11 protein-coding genes are annotated in these 15,693 nt (G+C 37.2%); 2 read left to right on the top strand and 9 right to left on the bottom strand.

From position 1 onward, the window contains the following. The 6 genes from JNG87_RS03420 to JNG87_RS03395 all read right to left on the bottom strand — a co-directional run bounded on the left by JNG87_RS03420 (window position 1) and on the right by JNG87_RS03395 (window position 10,902). Window positions 1–6,351: an RHS repeat-associated core domain-containing protein gene (locus JNG87_RS03420; RefSeq protein ID WP_238349659.1), complete on the bottom strand. Its 6,351-nt coding sequence runs from the start codon at window positions 6,349–6,351 to the stop codon at window positions 1–3. Window positions 6,352–6,356: 5 nt separating this feature from the next. Then, window positions 6,357–6,812, bottom strand: coding sequence for a hypothetical protein (locus JNG87_RS03415; protein ID WP_202841697.1), 456 nt, complete (start codon window positions 6,810–6,812; stop codon window positions 6,357–6,359). A gap of 673 nt (window positions 6,813–7,485) precedes the next feature. Then, complete coding sequence (locus tag JNG87_RS03410) at window positions 7,486–8,121, bottom strand: carbonic anhydrase (protein WP_110008437.1); 636 nt, start codon at window positions 8,119–8,121, stop codon at window positions 7,486–7,488. Between the two features lie 52 nt (window positions 8,122–8,173). Further along, the gene (locus JNG87_RS03405) at window positions 8,174–9,766 is read right to left on the bottom strand and encodes a SulP family inorganic anion transporter (RefSeq protein WP_110008438.1); all 1,593 of its coding nucleotides are present in this window, start codon (window positions 9,764–9,766) and stop codon (window positions 8,174–8,176) included. 146 nt (window positions 9,767–9,912) lie between these two features. Then, the gene (locus JNG87_RS03400; protein WP_076595975.1) at window positions 9,913–10,212 is read right to left on the bottom strand and encodes a hypothetical protein; all 300 of its coding nucleotides are present in this window, start codon (window positions 10,210–10,212) and stop codon (window positions 9,913–9,915) included. Window positions 10,213–10,233: 21 nt separating this feature from the next. After that, on the bottom strand, window positions 10,234–10,902 hold the full coding sequence (locus JNG87_RS03395) for a carbonic anhydrase (RefSeq protein ID WP_202841696.1): 669 nt from the start codon (window positions 10,900–10,902) through the stop codon (window positions 10,234–10,236). Window positions 10,903–11,269: 367 nt separating this feature from the next. On the opposite strand from JNG87_RS03395, the gene JNG87_RS03390 reads away from it, so the two are divergent. Next, the gene (locus JNG87_RS03390) at window positions 11,270–12,400 is read left to right on the top strand and encodes a helix-turn-helix domain-containing protein (RefSeq protein ID WP_202841694.1); all 1,131 of its coding nucleotides are present in this window, start codon (window positions 11,270–11,272) and stop codon (window positions 12,398–12,400) included. Window positions 12,401–12,525: 125 nt separating this feature from the next. Beyond that, entirely contained in the window at window positions 12,526–13,131 is a 606-nt protein-coding gene (locus JNG87_RS03385) for a DUF2306 domain-containing protein (RefSeq protein ID WP_202841692.1), read from the top strand. A gap of 192 nt (window positions 13,132–13,323) precedes the next feature. On the opposite strand, the gene JNG87_RS03380 is transcribed toward JNG87_RS03385, so the two are convergent. From JNG87_RS03380 to JNG87_RS03370, 3 genes are read right to left on the bottom strand one after another with little or no spacing between them, the layout of a single operon-like run. Continuing rightward, a complete protein-coding gene (locus JNG87_RS03380) occupies window positions 13,324–13,878 on the bottom strand; it encodes a serine O-acetyltransferase (protein WP_110008441.1) in 555 nt (184 codons plus the stop codon). 11 nt (window positions 13,879–13,889) lie between these two features. Beyond that, the gene (locus JNG87_RS03375) at window positions 13,890–15,038 is read right to left on the bottom strand and encodes a glycosyltransferase (RefSeq protein ID WP_202841690.1); all 1,149 of its coding nucleotides are present in this window, start codon (window positions 15,036–15,038) and stop codon (window positions 13,890–13,892) included. Window positions 15,039–15,075: 37 nt separating this feature from the next. Further along, on the bottom strand, window positions 15,076–15,645 hold the full coding sequence (locus JNG87_RS03370; RefSeq protein WP_202841688.1) for an acyltransferase: 570 nt from the start codon (window positions 15,643–15,645) through the stop codon (window positions 15,076–15,078). Window positions 15,646–15,693: the final 48 nt, after the last annotated feature.

Below are 15,693 nucleotides of genomic sequence, written 5' to 3'. Positions count from 1 at the left end.
TTATGGATTTAAGGGTATTCTAAAAGTTCCATTTCCTGATGATACTTTCCAATATGGCATACCATTGAAATGTCTTGGGGTACCTGGATGATATTGTATCATTCTTCCTGTAAAATCATTACCTGTCTGATTCATTTCACGAAGTACCCAACCATTTGCTCGAGTACTTCGTCTCATAACATCATTAACCCAATTCTTTGAATTACCTAAAATGCTACGTACATATCCATAGGATTTTCCATCTAAAAGATTAGGGTTAGCCATAACATCATCAACACTTTCTAAAACTGTGCCAACTTTGCGTAATGAAGTGGTTGTCTTTGATGCTCCTTCATTACTAGCATAATTTCCTTTGAATATTTTTTGTGGCCCTTCCTCATAAACTTTTACTGGTTGTTCGTTCACAATCTTTGTCGCTACATATTGATCAGTACTGACACCAATATCCCCAATTTCTATAGGGGTAGTTTTCACAGGAGTTGCTCCAACAGTGGTAGTTTTTGGTGTATTGTTTAGAGTCCATTGAGTCCTTCCTACTTCAATTGGAGCACCTTTTAAGATTGTTCCTTGTGGAGCTCCTATTTGAGCTGCCTTTGCATTTTGGAGAATTTGGCCAATACCTCCAGTGATTGCACCTGCAGCTCCTCCTATAGCAGCACCGGATAAGCCGCCCATTACCGTTCCCTCTATCACATCTTCTCCAAACATTACGGCAGTGGCAAATCCGTTAATAGCTCCTGCAACGGCTCCTCCTGAAGCTCCTGCAATAGCTCCTCCCAGAAGACCGCCCTGGATTCCATAGGCGCCTGCGGCAGCAAGGGATGCTGAACCAACAGCTGCTCCAACACCTCCAGTGAATGCCCCTACAGCAGCTCCCATCGCAATTTTTCCCCAGGTCGCTCCCCAGTTCCATTTTACTGGATTCCATGAACCATTCGCTTTTACTCCTGTTAAATAGCCGCCTATTACTGCTCCTACAACAATCCATGCAAATTCTCCATTTGGATCAGTGTAGATTAGCGGATTATTCATCACATACCCATACCTGTTATAGATCTGAGTATTGAACGGGTCCTGGATATTTTCATCTGCATTCAAAAATCTTCTTAGAAGCGGGTCGTAGAGTCTTCCGTTCATGTGGATAATCCCCACCTCCATATAATGCTCATGACCAGTATATCCTCTGTCTATCAATAATCCTCCGGAGGCATTTATCAGGACATCGATGCTGGCTTTGCCTACAGCTAATTTACTTTTTCCAATGCGAAGATGAGTGAGATTACCCCATGCATCAAAATGCCTTTGTTCAAGCATATTTCCTGCTTCATCACTAATGGCTAGGATGCTTCCGAGATAATCTTTATGCAAAAATTTAAAAGAACCACTATTCTCATCAAAGTTTTTCAAAAATACAATATTGCTTTCATATGGAGTACCCTCAATATAAATTGTATGTTTTTCTTTTCCATTGATATTGTTCTTTACAACTTCAAAACTACCTTCTTCACTATATAGTTTGGTAAACTCTCCATCAGATTCCGGATCAAAAATTCCTTTATAGGTAGCTCTTTGTCTCATACCCGTTAAACCATACTGGAAAGCCACCGTCCCTTTTTCCCCAACAATATATACCGGATCATTATTCTCATTATAAAGGACAGTCTGCACCAAATCCTGATCGTAATTCATCAGCCCTTCATTATTAAGTGTCATACCGGTAGCCTGATAGATCTTGTCAGCATTTTCATACTTGATAGTTCCCACCTGGTCATTTTCCAGTATTCTGCCTTTCGCATCATAAATATTTCTATTGGTAAGAGGCTTTAATCCAGAAACAGGATCTGTCCAGTTAACCAGACGATTGTTGTCGTCGTAATCAAAATATTCTGTTTCAAAAGGGAGAAGAGATTTTCTGCTTTTGAGTTCGTTTTTAATCGCATCAAAACTGTAAGAGGCCTTATAAATATCTGGTTTTATCAGCGAGGAATGATTAACATTGGTCAAAAATCCGTAACCATCATATTCATTATTAATTTCAGCTGCTCCCAATTTAGCTTTTACCAGCAGTCCTTTTGCGTTGGCTTCTTTCAGTTCCCATAAAACTTTCCCTGAGGTTTTCTCCTTAACTTGGTAAAGCTCACCATTCCACGCATTGTAAAGATTTTCCACCGAAACTGTTGTTGTTCCAACGGATGTCTGTATTGCCTTTTCGTAGGAGCTTATTCGTCCCTTGCTGTCATAGACAACATTTTTGTGTGAAAAGTAGGCTTCAGGAGTTTCCTGGAAAGAAGAAATAGTCCTTCCCTGTGGATCATAGTTTATCGTGTACGTATATTTCTTTCCATTGGATGTTCCCTCTTTTACAGTAAGTCTTCCCTTATTGTTATAGGAAAAATTAATCGCTTTATCAGTTTCACTTCCGGTGGTGGACTTTTCATTCTGTAGGATAAGCTGCCCAAGGCTGTTGTATTGAAACCTTTTTTCACCTTTTGGACTTATTGCTCTTGACAGAGCGCCCATATACCCAAGGTACTGATATTCATATACCCCGGTAGAAGGATCTTCTACCCGTATTTTATTTCCCCAGTCATCATACATTGTGGTTACAATATGCTCCGCATATTTAGCCTGGATCTGTTGACCTGCTGCATTATAAGAAAACTGAACGGTACCGCCCTTATCGGAAGATGATAGTACATTTCCTAAAGCGTCAAGTGTCTGGGAAGTTGTTCTGCCGTAATCCAGAAGACTGGTTTCTTTTACTGTTGTGGTCAATCCCGATATAATGGTCTCTGTCTGCTTCCCGGTAAATGCTGTGGCTTTTACCTTAGCCGGGAATACCGTATCATCATATGCAAAGGTGTTCCATTGAGAGGCTCCCTGTCCGTCAAAATAAGGTTCAGATTCTTTGGTCTTTCTACCCAGGATATCGTATTGAACGTCTTTAGACACATACTGCCCCTGTGCGAAAGCTTTGGAAGATGTTTTATATTCCTGTCCCAGCTTGTTGGTAAACACTTTTACTACCTCTCCATCGGGATCATTACGGGTAATGGTTTCATTGTATTGGCTGTCTTTAGTGTACAGGTATGTTGTAGTTCCTGTTAAGCTGGAAGCCGAACTCTGGAGTTTACCCCATACATCATAGCTGTTGGTGAGGGTATTGCCGTTCGGATCTGTTTGGGTCAGGACCTGTCCAAGGCTGTTATAAGTAAACCCGGTTTCCAGTCCGAGATTATCCGTTTTTTTTATGATAAATCTTCCCGTAGGATCATACTCATCTTTCTGAGTTTTTGAATTTCCGTCTAATCCTGAAATGGTCTTTTTACCCGTGATATTCCCAAACCCGTCATAAGAAAATTCTTCTGTTACTGCCTGGGTCGCATTATTTCCCGGATAAAACTGGCTGCTTTTTAAAAGGTTATTCTCATAGGTATACGTGGTAAAGGTATTTTGTATATCACCATATGCTTCATTCTTTTCAGCCTTGTTTGTCGGTCTTCCTACATAATAATTATTTCCGGTTCCCCAGATATTATGGGTATAGTCAAACTCAGTGGTAGATACTCCGTAACCATTGTTCGTACTGATTTCAATTTTGGCTGGCAGGTAATAGTTCTCATAGGTTGTTACTTTCTGAACAAATTTTCCGGTTAAAAAATCTTTTGTTTTGACAAACTTAGGAACAATGGCAGTAACAATTTTGGACTGACTACCAGTGGGAATAGAAGTAATTACCTGACCATTCAACAGCTTATCTGCTTTGTAGTCTACAGATTCGAAGCTCAGCAGCTGGTTATTATTCTCTGAAATATCTGCAGGAAAAATATTACTTTCATTATTAGTCCTGATACTCCATTCTTTTACCGGTGCTCCATCTAAATTTGGATCTATTTGTGATCCGGACCATATTTTAGTATTTTCAAAACCATCTGCATACCAGGAAGAACGGGCTATCTGTTGGAATCCCAATAATTTTTTTCCCTGAAGGTTTCCTACAAGGCCTCTGTAACGGAAATCCTGCTTTCTGCCTTCTTCTATAAGCTGGGATACCGCATATGCCTGATCTACCCTGGTCATAGCATACTTAGGATAAATCTCTTTCTTTTCTTTCTTGTAGAAATCAGGAGTCGTAGTATTACCCGGAACTACTTCCAGATATTTTACAGATGTAGTCACCCCTCCCTGAGTAATCGAAGTCATTCTTGCCAATTCAGAAACAGGGGTAGGCCCTTTTATTTTTTTCAGGAACTGCTTCCAGTATAAAAAGACATTATAATAATTATTCCCGGACTTTATTGAATTGGTAATCGGGGTAAAGAGAGTAAGATCCAGAATATCCGGGGTACCATATACCGGGCTTTGAAATGACCAGTTGGGAGTAAAATTAGGTGTTCCGCTAACATCTGATCCATTAGCCATCTTTGCACTTACAACATAACCGAAATCCCTTGAACCAGCTGCGTTATACATATTGATCTGGTTATAGGAAAATACCTGAACAATATCAGATTTTCCGTCTTTGTTCATATCGGTAACCGAAAAGAAATATTGTCTGGCAAATTTGGCGTAATCAACTGTCACTTCTTTCTGGAATTTCCTGTAGGTGAAGAATTCCTTCTTCAGGAAAGGAACAAACCCCTTGTCTGTGCCCATATAGAATCTCCAGTCGTCAGGCTTTCCTATCACATAATCGGTAATAGGGATTGCGAAATCAAGTTTTCCGTCTCCATTGTAATCACCATATAAGACAGGGAATTCAGGATCTCTGGTTTCCAGAAGTGTTCCGGAAAATCTTATTTTCTGTATGTTTTGGCCGGCACTGTTTTTTACAAATTCAAAAACGGTATATTGCGTACCAGATACATTAATGATTTCCACTTTTCCGTCCCCATCTATATCCGTATACTTTCGTTCTTTATAATCATTTTCATTGATTCCAGCATCAAGTAGCAGACTAATTAAAGGAGTAGCCGAATTTTTAAGGTCTACAATACCTTTTACATTAAACCCTGCAGGTGCGCCATCATCAAGAAAAGCATCAGGTATACCATCGCCATTAAAATCACCTACTTCAAGAATTAAATTATCACCAGCTGAATTAAAAACAGTATTGCCAAGACTTTTATCGAATACCTTTACAAAAGCATTGTTTCTAAAAATATAGCCATAGATCCTGCCATCCTTAAACTCAACAATTCCATTCCCATTATATACCTGTCCTTCTTCGTCTAATAGTGTACTGACTACTTTAGCATTACCAGCAAAAGTTTTACCTGTGGAAACTGTAGTAAAAGTTTCGTTAAAAGCCCCCAGCTTTACTGTACCATTATTCATCAGGAAGTCCAGATAAGAATCTCCATTTAAATCTGCAACCAATTTAACATCATTAAAAGGTTCTGGCTCAGCCGTATATTCTGCATAAGAAGAATTGACCATACCCGGATAAGTGAAAGTAACCGGATTGGAAGGCTCGTTATTAGCATTATATTCGGTGATCTTCCCGACAAACTGATAATTGGTTCCATTGCCTGTATATTCTATGCTGTACCGCTTAAACTGGTTATTATTGGTAAGTACCTTTATCTCTGAAAGAATCTTATTTTGGTAAGATTTGAGGCCCTGTACATATGATTCCTCTTTTAAGTCTCTGTCATTATAGGAAAACTGTATGGTGTTCATATGAGGGGTATTCAGATCCATATTCCCACCCCAGCTTATGCTGCTTATCATGGCAGTACGGGTTCCCTGGACATAACTGTAAGTAATGTAATTTCCCTGTGAATCTTTCCATTCGCTTATATTATATTCATTGGGTATTCTGGCAACCGGATTACGGCCATACCATGCCTGAGAACCATCCTCAAAAGTTACTTCCCAATATTCCGGGCCAGACCATCCGGCTGCGGCTCCTATTGATTTAAATTTGGTGTTGGAATATTTCTCTGTTACATATTCAGCTCCGTCTTTGCCATATACACCTGATTTCAGTACCAGTCTTTTACCATTAAAACTGTAATAATCAGAGTAATCCATCTGAACTCCCTTTACCTCTCCTTCATTTTCAATGTTCTTCCCTGTTCTGCTGATAGTGGTTATTCCTGAAATACTCCATCCATATCCGGCAATACCGTTCCCTGTCTCACTGTTGTACACTAAACCTACCTGAGGTGAAACAGTTTTAATACCGGGAGGCAAGTCCAGAGGCAAAGAAAACTGTAGCTGTCCGGCTCTGTTGACTTCAATATTTCCCTTAGTATCATGAAAATACTGAGAAAAGCAGAAAATTGAAGTGAAAGATAATAACAACGCTGAAAATATCTGTATTTTCTTATGATTGTATTTTTTCATAGCCATTACCTTTTAGTGATGTTTTTACTGAAAATTCTTCCGTCTTTCAGGGTAAAGCGCAATATGTATACGCCCCAATCATAACCAGTCATATTGATTTTCAACTGCCTGTTAAGTCCTGGCATATTCTTCTGCTGAAATTTCCAGTGTACTGTACTATGTTGATATAGGGAAACTGATTCTATCAGCGTGTCCGTTTGTTCCGTCCAGTCAATGGTTAAGATGTCATTTACCGGAACCGGATATAGACGTATCTGCTTCCAGAAAGTTTTTTCATCTATCAATTGGTTTTTGGAAAGGGAAGCACTTTTAAGTTGTGTTGCAGATTTTCCTGCAATATCTTCAGGCCCCCGGTAGCGCTGGCTGCCTGCTTCGTCATATTTGAAATAGACTTCTGTTTGTTGGGCATAGGACATGCCTATCCCAGTGCATAATAATGCACTTAAATAAATTTTCTTCATGGGTAATTTTTATAAGAATTAGTGTTTAGTATTTATTCCAAATGAGGAATATCCCTATTACTTTGGGATTACAGGATAAGGCTTATCCTGACAGGAAGATTTTTTTCATAGCTTGTGTTTTTAGCGTATAATACTATAATCCGGCTACAAAGCAGGATATCGCAATACAATAGTCTTTATGGGACACTAAGGCTGAAGCCCTGCACAAACAATTAGAGAGATATCCTTGATTGTTGTGCATACAAGAAATTAATTAGAGGAATATAATTTCTTTTTCTCTTGTTAATTTTTAATACACATTAATTTAAATTACTAAAAAGTAAAACTGCAGTGTTTGAGGTATGTTTTATAATAAAAATTTCAGGTTATAGTCTTTTTTTTTGAGATATAAGTTTTAGTTTTTTTAGTTTCAAAGCTATAGCTTATAATAGCTACAAATCATGTCGTATCTTTTTTCTTTAAAAAGAAACGAAACTGCAATATATAATTAATCTTCAATAATTAAAATTAAATCTCTTTGAAATGAAATATATTGCTGTTTAAGCCAATTTATTGACAAGATAGGTTTATAATTATCTTATTTTATGATGATATACGATAAAAAATAAATGCCACCGGAATTCCGGTGACATTTTCTGTAAATTATAATTGAATTTTAAAAAAATATTACTTTTTACAACCAGGTTACTGCACCTGTTTCAACGTCATAATTGGCTCCCACGATTTTAATTTTACCCTCAGTTTCAAGATTTTTAAGTGTTGAACTTTGCTTACGGATATCTTCAATCGCACTTCTTACGTTTTGCTGATTAAGCCTTTCAAGAAGCGAGCTGTTTTTTGATGAACGTTCTTCGTTTTCTTCAATGATCTCATTGATGATCGGATTGAAGTGATTGATAAGGTGGTTTAGGTTATCCATTCCCAGTCCTTCAATTTGTGCGGCATCAAGGCCTCCTTTGAGCGCCCCGCACTTGGTGTGTCCTAATACTACAATAAGCTTGGAACCGGCAACATTACAACCAAATTCCATGGATCCCAGAATGTCCTGATTCACAAAGTTACCGGCAATTCTGATACTAAAGATGTCTCCCAATCCCTGGTCGAAGATAAGTTCTGCAGAAGTACGGCTGTCTATACAGCTTAAAACTACTGCAAATGGCCACTGCCCCTCACGTGTTGCATTCACTTGTTCAAGAAGGTCTCTGTTTGCTTTAAGGTTGTTTACAAATCTCTGGTTTCCTTCTTTTAAGAATTCCAATGCTTTCTCAGGGGTAATAGTAGACTGGGTTTCGTATGTATGCGCTTTCATATTTTTTATTGTTTTCAAATTTAAAGTTAAAAAAATTAATTAATTATTGAGATTACATGGCTCTTTTGTGAGTCACAAGAATATGGGAATCCTGACTTCTTTCGTAATCTCTGTATGAAGTTTTAAAGCCTATCAGTTCTACATTGATGTCTTGTTCCTTTGCGCGGATATTGGCAAAATCCTGGATCATTTCCAGTACATCGGTGGCAATATAGGACGTACTTCTTGCATCAATGATCACTGTAGAATTTGGTTTTATATTTTTAAGAGTTTTTTTGATAGCTGCCTTATTTAAAAATGATACTTCTTCAGCAAGCTTGATATTGATCCCATCAGCGTCATCCAGTCTTTCTCTGCTTAAATAATAAGCTCTTTTCATATTTCCCTGAAGAATATAGAAAACGGAGATGGCAAGACCAATTCCTACTCCTTTTAGCAGATCTGTTGCCACTACAGCTACAACGGTTGCTACAAACGGAATGAACTGGAATTTTCCTAAGTGCCAGAAATGTTTGAACGTAGCCGGCTTTGCCAGTTTATATCCTACTAAAATTAATACCGCAGCCAGTGTAGCTAATGGAATTAAATTGAGAACAACAGGAATGGAAAGAACACAGATCAATAAGAAGACTCCATGAATGATTGCCGAGATTTTTGAGGTGGCCCCTGCATTGGCATTCGCAGAACTTCTTACCACAACAGAAGTCATTGGAAGTCCTCCAATAAAAGAACTGACAAGGTTCCCGATTCCCTGGGCCTTAAGCTCAAGATTGGTATCTGTAATTCTTCTCTGTCTGTCTAACCGGTCTGAGGCTTCAATACAAAGTAACGTTTCAATAGAGGCAACAATCGCAATTGTTGCTCCTACGATCCATACTTTTGGATTAGTGAAACCATTAAAGTCCGGAGTCGTGATCAGATTTTTAAAATCATCAAAAGACTGTGGAACCGGCAAGGAAACCAAATGCTGGGTTTCGATAGCCAGAGAGCTTCCGGACATCTTAAAGAGTTGATTCAAAAGAATACTTATAATTACGGCAACCAACGCTCCCGGAAGCATTTTCATTCTTTTCAGTACATGGATTTTGTCCCATGCGATAAGGATTGCTACAGAAACCAGTGTAATAACAATGGCTCCCGGATGGATCGCTCCCAATAATTCTGTAAAATATCCGAAGTTTAAACCGTTATCAAAAATAGATTCATGGCCTTCATAATCTTTATCGAATCCTAAAGCATGCGGAATCTGTTTTAAAATAATAATGATTCCTATGGCTGCCAGCATTCCTTCAATAACATTATTAGGGAAATAGTTGGAAATACTTCCGGCTCTTACAAACCCTAAAACCAATTGAATAAGTCCTGCAATGATCCCTGCACAAAGGAAAAGTTCAAATGCGCCAAGATCTGTAATTGCTGTTAAAACGATAGCTGTCAGACCTGCAGCGGGCCCGGAAACTGAAATATTTGAATTACTGATTGTTCCTACTACCAGGCCGCCTACGATACCGGCAATAATACCGGATAATGGTGGAGCACCTGATGCTAAAGCAATTCCTAAACACAACGGAAGTGCTACTAAAAATACCACGAGTCCTGAAGGAAAATTTTCCTTGATTCCTCCTATTAATGATGTCTTTTTCATAATGTGAAGCTGTAAGGTATAGCCGGCTTATTTTTTTTTAAATAAGTCAGTTATAAAAAGTTGAGAAAAAATAATTTTTAATGTACATGAGTCTCCGATATCAAAAATGATATGGAAATGGTATCAAAAAAATCTAACTATAGGAGTTACGCTTCCGGAGGGGGAGAAAATATAGTAAGTAAAGGTGAAAGATGAAAAGAATCATCAATCAGAACAAAAGACATACCCTGAACATCAGGTTCTGAAAACTTCAGATAATCGAACACATCTAAAGGTTTCGGAATGGTCTTTTCGTAAACAATGAATGAGGATGGGTGAGAATGAGGCTCTTCTTCATTGATTATTACATTCGTTCTTGCAATATCCCAGCCCGCCACCGCAGCAATGCCCGGCAGCGCTGTAAAATTCAGAAAAAACGTTAATACAATAATACTCCAGAATTTCATTTTACCTTCTTTTTAGAAAAACTATTTAGTCTTTCTGCTCATTACCCAATCTGAACCTGTAAGATTATAGATCTTTTGGATATCTTTTAAGATTTTCTCAAAATCAATCTCCAGATCAATGATTTTACCTGTTCTAAGGTCAAATACCCAGCCGTGAACAATAGGATACTCTTCTAAAATGTATCTTTCCTGTACACAGGCCATTTTGATCACATTGATGCACTGCTCCTGAACATTGAGTTCTACAAGTCTGTCATAACGCTTGTTTTCATCCTCAATAGAATCCAGTTCTGCCTGATGAAGTCTGTACACATCACGAATGGTTCTCAGCCATGGATTCAATAATCCCAGATCCTGAGGTGTCATCGCTGCTTTTACACCGCCACAGTTGTAATGTCCGCAGACAATAATATGTTTTACTTTCAGATGTTCTACAGCGTATTGAATAACTGCTGTGGAACTCATATCTAAAGTATTAACAACATTGGCGATGTTTCTGTAAACAAAAACTTCTCCGGGTTTTGCTCCCATCAACTCTTCTGCGGTAGCCCGGCTATCTGAACAGCCGATGTACAGATAATCCGGATGCTGAGTTTTGGCAAGTTCATGGAAGAAATCCGGATTTTCAGCTACTTTGGACTCTACCCATTTTTTATTGTTTTCGAAAATAACCTCGTACGATTGTGACATAATTTTAAAATGTGTAATTATTTATTTCGTTTAAATTATTTCCAAAATCAATAGATCAAATCAATAATTATGCAAAAATATAATTTTTGTTAAATAATAAATCACTTTTAACAAAGTTTAATATTAAAATATGCTTAAAATCATATTCACTATTCCAATATTATTTGTAGTACAGCTATTGAGGAAATCCAAACGTTTAAAAAGCAGGATAAAATTACGAAGTATAATTTAAAATTTGTGATTTATGAATTAAAATATTCTTAATTCTTGAGGCAATATGAATTGTTTTTGCTGAAATAGTTAATAAAAAGACTTTGTATATGTCAAAAAATAAATAATTTAAAGCTCTGATTAATTTATCTATCTAATGTCTGATTTTGGTCTGCAGTCTTTACCATCGGCTTTTTATCTGGCAGGAGTATTCATTGCCTGTTTCTCTTCATTTCTGATTGCAGGGAAACGTAAGAAGATAATGGCTGATTATATTCTGGCAGCATGGTTTCTGATTATAGGAATACATCTTATTTTATTTTTGTTATTTTTTTCCGGCAGCTATATAAAGTTTCCTTATTTTCTGGGCTATGTAGTTATCTTTCCCTTTATTCATGGCCCAATGTTATATCTGTATGTTTTGTGTGTTACAGGAAAAGCACCGGGCAACAAGATCTGGTTTCTGCACTTTGTTCCTATTTTGATCGTCTTGGTAATGCTGTTCAAATTATTGATTTTGTCTCCATGGGACAGGCTTGCCATTTATCAAAGCGGAAGCAGCCAATACAAAATGATAAGCAGTATTCTCAAATATATGATGATACTATCCGGAATAGTATATATTACATTAAGTTTTTTTGCCGTCAGAAGGTATACAAGAGAGATTACTGACCAATTTTCAAATACAGAGAAAATTAATCTAAAATGGCTGTATTATCTTATTGCCGGATTAGCTTTGATATGGATTGCCGTGATGATCAGAAATGATATTCTTATTTTTTTCATCGTTGTTCTGTTTATCGTTGCCGCCGCATATTTTGGGATCAGCCGTGTTGGAATTCTGAACTTACCTGTAATAGAAGTCAATGTAAATGGAGTAGAGATGGATAATGAAGCGGTAAAGTATCAGAAGAATTCTCCGGGAGAGGAGGTGATCATAGCTGTTTATGAAAAGCTTGTTTATCAAATGGAGAAAGAAAGGCTTTATAAAGATCCTGAGCTGAATCTGAATCATACTGCCGAATTACTGAAAGTTCATCCTAATATACTCTCTCAGGCAATTAATTCGATTGAAAATAAAAATTTTTATGATTATATCAATCGTCAGAGGATTGAAGAATTTAAAAGGATAGCAGTACTTCCTGAAAACAGAAAATATACCATTCTTTCATTAGCATTTGAGAGTGGATTTAATTCTAAAACGTCGTTTAACCGGAATTTTAAAAAGTATATGAACTGTTCGCCCAGAGATTTTTTAAAGAGCCAAAGCATAGAGATTGAGATGTGATGATTGGTCTGATGATAAGATATATCGTTTAATCATAATGGTTTACAAATATGTTCCACCTTTCATTTTGGGACAATCGATGCTTTTATATTCCTCATTTTTACAGAAAAAAGAAATCAGGTATTATGAAAAAATTATTATTTGTAGTGATGGGTGTACTGGCTTTGCTGATCGGAGCCTATCCTCTTATTTATGCTTTCGTTGAATCTAAAAATACTTTTCTGGGTTCAAAATCTCCCGAATTACTCCACAGCATGATTTGGACAACAGCATTTTTTGCCCACATTACCTTTGGAGGACTTGCTCTTTTTATAGGCTGGCGTCAGTTTGGAAGTTCATTCCGGAATAAATACCTGAAGATTCATCGGATCATTGGTACTTTTTACGTAATTGCTGTGATGATAAGTTCTGTCTCAGCTATTTATATGGGATTTTATGCCAATGGAGGTCTGGTTTCAGCAATTGGGTTTATATGTTTGGGATTGATCTGGTTCATAACAACTCTCGCTGCCTTGGTAGAAATCAGAAAAGGTGATATCATCAGACATCAGCAATTGATGACTTACAGTTATGCCTGTACCTTTGCTGCTGTAACGTTGAGGTTGTGGTTTCCTTTGCTGAAAAATATTACAGGAAATCCTACAGATTCCTATATTGCTGTAGCGTGGTTGTGCTGGGTTCCTAATGTATTAATTGCCTATCTTATTAACAGAAAAGTAGCTGTTGCGTAAGTTGAGCGTTGATAAGGAATTTGATCTGTTTGATTTCAAGTATTGTGTGGAACCGTCATAACAGCTCAGTTCTTTGAATTTCAATCAGATATAATCTGTTGCTAGGTTCGGGTGGCTTCCATGATGTGAAGAACTACAAATTTACTCTCTTTTCAAATGTATTCGGAATTTTTACAATAAGTACTGTGTTTACTACACCTTACGGTTGATATAATCCTTTGTTGCATCTGCTGTAGGGATTATTTTTGCAGGATTTCCAATGACAACAGAACCGGAGGGAACATCAAAATTGACATAAGAATTGGGAACAATCAATACATCATTTCCGATCGTGATATTTCCTACAATGACAGCATTGGTACCAATCCAGACTTCATCTCCAATAACCGGATATCCTTCATTTTTTCCGCGGTTTTGCTGGCCTATAGTGACTCCATGAGCGATATTGCAGTTTTTCCCGATCACTGTTTTCGGGTTGATGACAAGGCTTCCAAAATGTCCTAAATAAAAACCTTCACCAATCTGCGTTTCAGGATAAATCTGAAAACCGTATTTGATCTGGTAATGTCTTAGTACAATTCTCCAGAAAATATTCAAAAGAGGAGTTTTCTGATACTTCTGTGCTTTTCTCAGAATGTAAACAAAGTGAAGATTGGGATTGATGCATTTTTTCCAGATCTGAAACGTTGAAAGCCACTTTCCGCTTTCCCGGTAAAAGTCTTTTTGAATGATTGAATAATCTGCCATCGTCAATATTTTTATACTTCGTCAATTATTTTCTGAAGATGTTCCACAGATTTTTCCAGAACAAACGGAAGCTCTGTTTCCGAAATTCGTTTTTTGTATTCTTCAGCAATATTTTTATCAGTAAGAAACTTTTTCATTCCTTCATAAATTCCTTCCTCGGAATTTGCTGTGATATTTCCAAGCTTTCCATCCTGCAGAAGATCTCTGATGCCGGAAATATCCGTAGCAGAAATAGGTTTGTTGAGGATAAGAGCTTCGGCAATGATTGTTGGGAATCCTTCATGTCTTGAGGACATAATATAGAAATCCGCCTTTTTCATATAAGGATAAGGATTACTGCTGAAGCCAAGCATTTTTGCAGTATCCTGAAGCCCCAGCTGATTAAGCTGATCCTGAATAGTATTAAAATCATACCCGTCGCCAATGATTAAAAGCTGATGCTTCAGCCCTTCGTCAATAAGTTTTTTGTGAACATTGAGTAATCTGTCGTATCCTTTCTGAGGATATACGGTTCCTACTGTTACAAAAGTGGGAAGATCATTGCTGAAAGGAAAATCATCAACTTTAATATCTGCCTTTCTTAACGTATCGTTTTTGTCAATAGGGTTGAAGATCTTAATCACAGATGCTTTTTCATCTTCATTTTTAGCCAGATTGTGCATCCCTTCCTGAAGCTTGTTGGAGATGACCAGAATTCTGTCAAACCTGAAAAATTGTCTGATCACTTCAGGAGTGTATTCTTTTAAATTGAAAATATCATTCTGTACCCAGATAATCTTTTTCGAATCTTTTTGAGGACTGGAGAGAATTTCCTGATGCATCGCATGGATAGCAGCAATCTCTACATCATATTTTTTATTCTTTAAAACAAATTTGTAAAGAAGGAAAGGGAACCAAAGAAACATTTTCTGATAAAGAACCCTGTAAGCTTTCACAGGAATATCCTGCAGCCTGTTGGTGGTGATCATTTCTCCTTTTGTCAAATAGTACAGTGTCACCCATGATGGGACCTCTTTAATGTATAACCCCGAATAGAGATTGAGCAGAAGATCAACTTCATACTTATCAGCAGGCAGATTCTTCAAAAAGTTGATTAATACTTTCTCAGCACCACCATGACGTAATGAACCTATACGAATGAGGAGTTTTTTCTTTTTCAATTTGTTTTTTTCTATTTTATGATTTTACAAGATAAATTTATTTAATTTTTCTTGCTTTCTTATACTTGTGAGGAAGATTTTCTTTGATATAGGCATCCAGCTTTTTTCTGTCTTTCTCCAGTTCACGGGGATATTCCGGGTTGTTTTTAAGAACAATGTCACCATAGTCTTCAATAGTGCACAAAAATTGAGCCGGGTTTCCAATAAAGACCGTATTGTCTGGCATAGACTGTGACAATACAGAGTTGGCACCCAAAATACAGTTGTTTCCAATTTGTACATCCTGCATAATAACAGCATTAAGACCAATAGTACAGTTATTTCCGATTTTTATTCTTCCCAGTATTCTTGCATCTTCATAGCCCGGAAGTTTTCTGAGTAGAGTAGTCGTTCCGCCATGGTTTACAAATCTTACATCTCCGGCAATGTTGACATTATCACCAATTTCAATAAGGTAAGGTTCAGTTCCGAAATACACTTTATCAGGCATATTAAAGTTTTTTCCTACTTTCATCCCTCTGTATTTAGCCACTTCAAGGCTGGCTCTATTCAAAAAAGAATGATAGAGGGAGTCTATTTTTAATAAGATTCTGAATATAAAAATCATCACAAGTGTAAATTTGTTTTCGTTACTTTTGCAAAGAAAGAGAATTTA

The organism is Chryseobacterium cucumeris (assembly GCF_016775705.1).
GTDB lineage: Bacteria > Bacteroidota > Bacteroidia > Flavobacteriales > Weeksellaceae > Chryseobacterium > Chryseobacterium cupriresistens.
Note: the sequence above shows the minus strand (reverse complement) of the source record. Positions and strands in the feature narration are given on the sequence as shown.

Bases quoted from the DNA above. Each gene is read 5' to 3' on its own strand.
- JNG87_RS03420 (WP_238349659.1), bottom strand. From the start codon at position 6,351: ATGAAAAAATACAATCATAAGAAAATACAGATATTTTCAGCGTTGTTA.
- JNG87_RS03415 (WP_202841697.1), bottom strand. From the start codon at position 6,812: ATGAAGAAAATTTATTTAAGTGCATTATTATGCACTGGGATAGGCATG.
- JNG87_RS03410 (WP_110008437.1), bottom strand. From the start codon at position 8,121: ATGAAAGCGCATACATACGAAACCCAGTCTACTATTACCCCTGAGAAA.
- JNG87_RS03405 (WP_110008438.1), bottom strand. From the start codon at position 9,766: ATGAAAAAGACATCATTAATAGGAGGAATCAAGGAAAATTTTCCTTCA.
- JNG87_RS03400 (WP_076595975.1), bottom strand. From the start codon at position 10,212: ATGAAATTCTGGAGTATTATTGTATTAACGTTTTTTCTGAATTTTACA.
- JNG87_RS03395 (WP_202841696.1), bottom strand. From the start codon at position 10,902: ATGTCACAATCGTACGAGGTTATTTTCGAAAACAATAAAAAATGGGTA.
- JNG87_RS03390 (WP_202841694.1), top strand. From the start codon at position 11,270: ATGTCTGATTTTGGTCTGCAGTCTTTACCATCGGCTTTTTATCTGGCA.
- JNG87_RS03385 (WP_202841692.1), top strand. From the start codon at position 12,526: ATGAAAAAATTATTATTTGTAGTGATGGGTGTACTGGCTTTGCTGATC.
- JNG87_RS03380 (WP_110008441.1), bottom strand. From the start codon at position 13,878: ATGGCAGATTATTCAATCATTCAAAAAGACTTTTACCGGGAAAGCGGA.
- JNG87_RS03370 (WP_202841688.1), bottom strand. From the start codon at position 15,645: ATGATTTTTATATTCAGAATCTTATTAAAAATAGACTCCCTCTATCAT.